Source organism: Methylobacterium sp. CCH7-A2 (genome assembly GCF_001557075.1).
Classification (GTDB): Bacteria; Pseudomonadota; Alphaproteobacteria; order Rhizobiales; family Beijerinckiaceae; genus Allobosea; species Allobosea massiliensis.
Genome location: NZ_LSKN01000151.1, coordinates 1 through 366, shown reverse-complemented (window position 1 = coordinate 366; position 366 = coordinate 1). Strand labels below are relative to the sequence as shown.

Below are 366 nucleotides of genomic sequence, written 5' to 3'. Positions count from 1 at the left end.
CGGACGATGTGCTTCTCGAAGGGCGACGGCGTGCCATAGGGGCGCTTGTCGACGCCCTCGCCGAGATAGCGGTTCCAGTCCTGAACCTCGGTGATCAGCGGGTCGGGCTTGGCCTCCTGCGCCCGCAGCGGCAGCGCGGAGGTGGCGAGCCCCGCGCCGGCGAGGCCGGCGGCGCCGAGAAAGCGCCGGCGGTCGAGCGGTTTGGTCTTCGGGTCTGAGCTCATCGGCGGATGTCCCATGGTTGTGGTGCCCAGGATCGGCGGGGCGCGCTCAGGCGCCGCTGACCTTGACGGCGTCGTTGGGGCGGATGCTGACGGTTTTGCGCGCGGCGACATGGGTGCGGACCACGTCCCAGATCGGCGGGCC

1 protein-coding gene is annotated in these 366 nt (G+C 71.6%); it reads right to left on the bottom strand.

Annotated features, from left to right (window positions below; translation table 11 throughout):
• A partial coding sequence (locus AX750_RS12620; RefSeq protein WP_156446507.1) for a twin-arginine translocation signal domain-containing protein occupies positions 1–224 on the bottom strand: 224 nt, incomplete at its 3' end.
• Positions 225–366 lie beyond the last annotated feature (142 nt).